The organism is Nocardiopsis listeri (assembly GCF_020741345.1).
GTDB lineage: Bacteria > Actinomycetota > Actinomycetes > Streptosporangiales > Streptosporangiaceae > Nocardiopsis > Nocardiopsis listeri_A.
Genome location: NZ_DYZD01000207.1, coordinates 1 through 5,725, shown reverse-complemented (window position 1 = coordinate 5,725; position 5,725 = coordinate 1). Strand labels below are relative to the sequence as shown.

Below are 5,725 nucleotides of genomic sequence, written 5' to 3'. Positions count from 1 at the left end.
CGCCGTCGCGGCCATCGCCGTGCCGGTCGGTATGAACGTCCTCGGTTGCGGGGACACCCGTTACCTGCGGGTGTCCACGACCCAGAGCGTCGCACCCGTACTGCGCGAGGCCGCCACGGAGTTCAACTCCGACGAACCCCGCTACGGCGACGTGTGCGTGTACGCGCAGGTCGACGAGATCGCCCCGCACCGCATCATGGACGCCCTGTCCGGAAACCAGCTGGGCGAATCGAGCATCACCCCGCACGTGTGGATCCCCGAGTCCTCGGCCTGGGTGGAGCTGGCCCGGGTCTCGGCCGGCGGCGCGCACGGCATCGAGACCGACCCTCCCTCCCTGGCCAGTTCCCCCGTGGTTCTGGCCGCCCCTCCGGACACCAAGGGCATGCCCGACCAGGACGAGGCCGACTGGACCATGCTGTTGCCCGGGGAACGCGACCCCGACCGGCCCGTGGTGATGGTCGACCCCAACCGCGGCGCCGACGGCATGACGGTGATGCACGCGATCCGCGAGCACCTGGGCACCGGTGACGACGCCGACACCGCCATGACCGACTTCGTCCGCGAGGTCCAGATGGACTCGGCCTTCGGGGAGCTGGACCTGACCACCGTGTTCACCGGTTCGGCCGCCTCAAAGGACCGGCAGGACCCGGTCATCGCGGTGCCCGAACAGGCGGTGGTCTCCTACAACCTGCGCCGCGCCGACTCCGCACCCGAATTGCAGGCGCACTACGTCGAGGACGGCACCGTCGGTCTCGACTACCCCTACGTGACCGTCACCGAGGAGTCCGCGCTGCAGTCGGCCGCCGCCGACCTCTACCAGGTGGTCGGCGGCGACGCCTACCGCGGTCGCCTTCGCGAGCTCGGTTTCCGCGACCCGAACGGTGAGGCGTCCTCGGTGCTGGCCGCCCAGCCCGGTATCGAGGCGGCGGCTCCTCCCACGCACGAGAAGCTGACCGGCGACGCCCTGCTGGCCTCGGTCACCGACTGGAACCGGCTGTCGATGCCCAGCCGTACGCTGGTGCTGGCCGACGCCTCCCAGAACATGGCCGAGGACCTCAACGGCGGCCCCGCCCGGATCGAGATCGCCAAACAGGCCGCGCTCCTGGGTCTGTCGCTGTTCCCGGACGAGACCGACATGGGCCTGTGGCTGATGTCCGACCGGTACGGCGAGAACGGTCGCGAGGAGGCCGCGGAGATGCATCCGCTGGGTCAGGCCGACGACGGGGACGTGACGCGTCGCCAGGAGATGACCGCGGTCGCCGAGGACCTGGAGACGCAGGGCGGCGACTCGCGCCTGTACGACAACATCCTGGCCGCCTACGACGAGGTGCAGGACGACTACCACGAGGACAAGATCAACAGCGTCATCCTGCTGACCGCCGGTCAGGACGAGGGTTCCAGCGAGATCTCCCACGACGAGCTGGTGGCCGCCCTACAGGACCGCTTCGACCCGGAGCGTCCGGTCACGATGTTCATCATCGGCTTCGGCGACCAGGCCGAGGAGCAGGAACTGGCGCAGATCGCGCGGGCCACGAGCGGTTCGTCGTTCGTCACCGAGGACCCCGCGGAGATCGGCGACTTCTTCCTCAGCTCGATCTCGCGCCGCCTGTGCGTGCCCAACTGCGAGAACTGATCGGTCGGTCCGGTGGTCGGCGGGTCGGGTACCCGGCGGGGAAGGCCGGCCGCCCCGACACGTCGAACGGCCACGCCGACACCAATGGTCTCGATTGAATATCGGAATCGCATTTCGGACGGACCGGTTCCCGAGCGGCCTCGGGGACCGGCCCGGCCGGGTTCCCCAAGGTGACCGCCACTACACCCCGGTTTCACACCCCCGGACCACGACCCGCCCCCCTCACCGGCGAGCCATCCCCCATTCACTCGGTCTGGGGCTTTGAGTACGGTTCCCACCAGTAACACTCATACGTTCGCCTCACCCCGAGTCGAACCGGTACGTACGGATTCACCCGTACCACCCATCCCCGTACCCGATCATCCCCCTGTACGAGATCCGTCCGTACACCACCCCGTGAGGAAAGCTGTGGGACGTCACCGCGGAAAATACGCAGAAGAACCCTCCGGCCGGAGCAGGCGCCGTCGTGGCCGCGGCGGGGCGTTCATCGCTCTGGCCGCCGCGATGGTGATCGTCGTCGGCCTCGCCGTAGCGGGCGTGTACATGTTCGGCAACAAGGGCGGCTGCGGCGGCTCCGACATCGAACTGGACATCGCGGTCAGCCCCGAACTGGGCCCCGCCCTGACCGACGTGGCCCACGACTTCAACGCCGAGGACCACCACGTCGACGGCAACTGTGTACGCGCCGAGGTGCGCCAGGTCGACTCGGCCAACGTCGCCTACGGCATCACCGGTTCCGGGGCGACCATGGGCGACACCGACTCCGACGTGTGGATCCCCGACTCCTCGATGTGGAGCCGCCTGGTGCAGAGCCAGGCCGGCGACGCCGTCATCACCGAGACCGGCACCTCCGTCGCCCGCACCCCGTTGGTCCTGGCCGAGCTCGCCCGGTTCGCCGAGACCGACGAAGAGACCACCACCTGGACGGACGTGGTCCCCACCGCCGCCCCCGGCGAGGAGAGCGGTCGCACCGTCCGCGTGGTCGACCCGGTCCGCAGCTCCAGCGGCCTGGGCACCCTCTACCTGTTGCAGGGGGCGCTGGAGGAGTCCAGCCCCGACGCGGACACCTTCAACGCGCACATGACCGCGGCCCTTCAGTCCCTGCACCAGGGCGCGTCGGCCGACGAGGAGGCCGCGTTCCTCGCGCTGAGCGGCGGCAAGGAGACCTCCCCGCCCGTCATGGTGATGTCGGAGCAGGCCGTGTGGCGCTACAACGCGGCCCACTCCGACAACCCGGCCCGTCCCGGCTACCTGGACGACGGCACCTACTTCCTCGACTTCCCCTACATCGTGCGCAGCGAGGAAAGCGACATCACCCGCGCCGCCGAGGTGTTCCGCACCGCGGTGCGCTCCGACGAGGCCCAACGGCGCCTGCTCGACGAGGGGTTCCGCGGCCCCGAGGGCCAGGCCGACTCCTCCGTGTTGTCCACCGACGCCGGGTTCACCGAGGGGGAACCGGCCGAGCTGGCCGCCCCGTCGGACAGTTCCATCACCGACCTGACCCGCTCCTGGACCCAGATGAAGATGGACTCACGTGTCCTCACCATCGTGGACGTCTCCGGCTCGATGCTGGCGGAGGTCCCCGGGACCGGGCTGACCCGTATGCAGGTGACCGCTGCGGCCTCCGGTGAGGGGCTGCAGATGTTCACCGAGACCTCCGAGCTGGGTTTGTGGGAGTTCTCCACCAACGTCAACGACGGCCTCCACTACCAGGAGCTCGCCCCCGTCCGCGAACTGCAGGCCACCGACGAGAACGGCAACACGCACCGCGACGTGATCGGCTCGGCCCTGCAGAACCTGCAACCCCTCCCGCAGGGCGACACGGCCCTGTACGAGACCTACCTGGCCGCCTACCAGGAGATGTCCACCAACTACCAGCCGGACCGCACCAACGTCATCCTGATGCTCACCGACGGGGACAACGACAACCCCGGCGGCATGGAGCTGGAGGAGCTGCTGGATCAGATCAACGAACTGTCCAGCCCCTCCCGTCCGATCCCGATCATCACGATCGCCTTCGGTCCGGACGTTCAACACCTGGAACCGTTGCAGCAGATCGCCGCGGCCACCGGCGGCGCCGCGTACATGACGGAGGACCCGACGGAGATCGGTGAGATCTTCCTGCAGGCGTTCTCGCTGCGGATCGCCGAGGAGGACGCCGAGGAGTGACCCCGGCGCCTCGGGGCGCGAACGGGCCGGGGCCGGGCCGTGGTGGAGACCGCGGCCCGGCCCCTTCGTCGTGTCCGGCGGTAGGCCCGACGCCGAGCCGAGGTGGACCCGGTCGTTGCGGTCCGACCACAACCATTCCGGACCGTCCCTTACCGGTTCATCTGGTGTCTCATAGCGCCTCCGGGGCTGTGCAGGGACGCGTGTGCCCTCGGGTGCGGTGCACGGAACGGAAGGTGACATGAACCTAACCGGACGCCGAAGAGCTATGGACTTCTCACTCCCGGTGGCGTACCACGGATAGACCTGGATCCGGGCTGTCGCAGGCCCTCTCGACCCGGATCCCAAGGCACGACGAGCAGTGCGACCGGATAGGGAGTGCCATGGCGAAGGCGTGGATGCCCGGTGCCGAGAGGATCGACGGCGGGCCCGTCCGCACGGCGAACGGGGTCGGGGCCCCACGAGCGGTGTGGACGGTGACCGACAGCGATCCGGGCGTGTGGTCGGCGGCCGAGGAGGCACGACGACTGATCCACGAGGGCCAGGCCACGCACCTGGTGTGGAACCCGGTGAGCGGGCAGGTCGTCCAACTGCTCGCCGCCACCCGCCGAGCGGGGATGGCGCTGGGCCACACCACGACCTATGGCCACTACCTGGACCACGGCGACGAGGGGCGCGTGTGCCTCGTGGTGGCCGTGGTGGGCACGAAGACGCGACCCTTCACCAACGGCCCCATGACGGGCCTGTCCGCGCTTTTGGAGTGGCTGGACTCCTGGGGCGTGTCCCGGACCTGGCCGGCCGGACCTCCTGGGAACAGGGCCGTCGGGGTCGAGGAGACGGTGCGCCGCTGGTCCCGGGGCGGTCACTTCGGCCACGACCAGGTGCCGGGTTCGGTCGCCACCGCACCCGGCCCCGTCTCCCCCGGACGGATCCTCTCCGGTGGCGGCGCCGGGGCGTCCGGCGGGCAAGGGGTCCCCCCGCTCCCGAGGGGTTCCGGCATGCCTCTCGCACACCAGGACCCACAACCCTCGGTAGCCACTTAGGCACTTTTCGCAAGCACTCGACCCCTCGATCCCCCACCTTCTCGGAGAAACGGATACCACTGGTTAAGTACGGCTCCGAAACCCCTTAGTCTGTCGCCCATGGGTGGATCTATCGAGCCGGGTTGGTACGCGGACCCGCAGGGCGACGCACAGACGCTCAGATGGTGGAACGGTGAGGGGTGGACGCGGCATACCCGTTCACTGAGCGAGCTCCAGGGCGGCGCCGATGGCTCCGACGAGGAAGCCGCCACCACCTACCTGGGCGGACAGGACGGGGGCACCTCCCCCGGAGATGACGACGAGGAAGGCACGGTCCGGCTGGGTTCGTCGACGCCGTCGCCCGCTCCGATCGAAGACGAGCCGAGCACCATGCGGATCGACCCGTCCTGGGCTCGGCAGGCCTCCCCCACTCCCGGTCCCCCCTCCGGGTCCGACGACGACCAGGGCACCGTCCGGATCGACCCCTCCTGGCAGGAGTCCGCCGCCACCCCCGCACCGCCCACCCCGGTCGGTGACGAGCCGAGCACCATGCGGATCGACCCGTCCTGGAGTCGGGACGAGGACGACGAGGCCACCGCGGACCTTGGGAGCGCTGCTCGGGACATCCGTGAGGGCACACCGGTCGACGCCCCCGGCGACGACACCGGCGCGACCATCCGGGTCGACCCTTCCGTTCTGCCCCGAGCCGGTGAGGACGGGCTCCCCACCGCGGACCTGACCGGCGACGAGACGCCCACGGCCGACCTCGGAGACGGCGGCGCCGGCGAGACCCCGCGCACCGCCGTGTTCAACCCCGACGAGATCGGTCAGGGCGGGACCGGCGACGCTCCCCGCACGGCCGTCTTCAACCCGGATGAGGTCGGCGAGGCCCCACGTACCGCGG

Annotated in this window: 4 protein-coding genes; all 4 read left to right on the top strand. The window is 69.9% G+C overall.

Going from position 1 to position 5,725, the window contains the following annotated elements:
- Window positions 1–1,633 (top strand): substrate-binding domain-containing protein (locus K8V84_RS11250; RefSeq protein WP_304073949.1); only part of this gene is annotated, 1,633 nt, incomplete at its 5' end.
- Between the two features lie 408 nt (window positions 1,634–2,041).
- Window positions 2,042–3,802, top strand: coding sequence for a substrate-binding domain-containing protein (locus K8V84_RS11245; RefSeq protein WP_304073947.1), 1,761 nt, complete (start codon window positions 2,042–2,044; stop codon window positions 3,800–3,802).
- A gap of 380 nt (window positions 3,803–4,182) precedes the next feature.
- Entirely contained in the window at window positions 4,183–4,842 is a 660-nt protein-coding gene (locus K8V84_RS11240) for a hypothetical protein (protein ID WP_304073945.1), read from the top strand.
- Window positions 4,843–4,941: 99 nt separating this feature from the next.
- Window positions 4,942–5,725, top strand: a 784-nt coding sequence (locus K8V84_RS11235) for a DUF2510 domain-containing protein (RefSeq protein ID WP_304073943.1), incomplete at its 3' end; no start/stop codon positions are given.